The organism is Salinivibrio sp. ML198, assembly GCF_001996015.1.
GTDB classification, from domain to species: Bacteria; Pseudomonadota; Gammaproteobacteria; order Enterobacterales; family Vibrionaceae; genus Salinivibrio; species Salinivibrio siamensis.
Map to the genome: position 1 here is coordinate 1 of NZ_MUEZ01000056.1, position 494 is coordinate 494.

Genomic DNA, 494 nt, shown 5'->3' on the forward strand with positions numbered 1-494 from the left:
TAAAAATAAACGCTTGACGTGAGTTTTTAAAAGATTAAGATGGCCGGCCTACTTAACGCCAAGCGTTAGGGGAGTCAAAAAGAGGTTTTATTTCACCCGGCGGGTTGAAAATAAAAGATAAAATTTCTTCTTGACTTTAACGGCAAGGCGCGTAAGATACGCAGCCCTGACCAAGCGAAGCGCAGCTTCGCAACGTCAACGCTCTTTAACAATTTGACCTATGCAATCTGTGTGGGCACTCGTTGAGAATAGACAAAGAGATTTATTCGATGAACTGAGTGACCAAACGACAACTTTTACAGTTGTTCGGCACAGTCAATTCGTTTGTCTCGCAAGAGACGAACAAAACAGTATTTATCGAGCCGTTTGTCTTTCCTTTTGGGAAAGCAAACACCAAAACTTAAATTGAAGAGTTTGATCATGGCTCAGATTGAACGCTGGCGGCAGGCCTAACACATGCAAGTCGAGCGGAAACGGCAGTATTGAAGCTTCGG

At 43.5% G+C, this 494-nt stretch carries 1 rRNA gene; it reads left to right on the plus strand.

Going from position 1 to position 494, the window contains the following annotated elements:
• Positions 1 to 402: 402 nt before the first annotated feature.
• Positions 403 to 494, plus strand: a 16S ribosomal RNA gene (locus BZG25_RS15680); the annotation flags it as partial.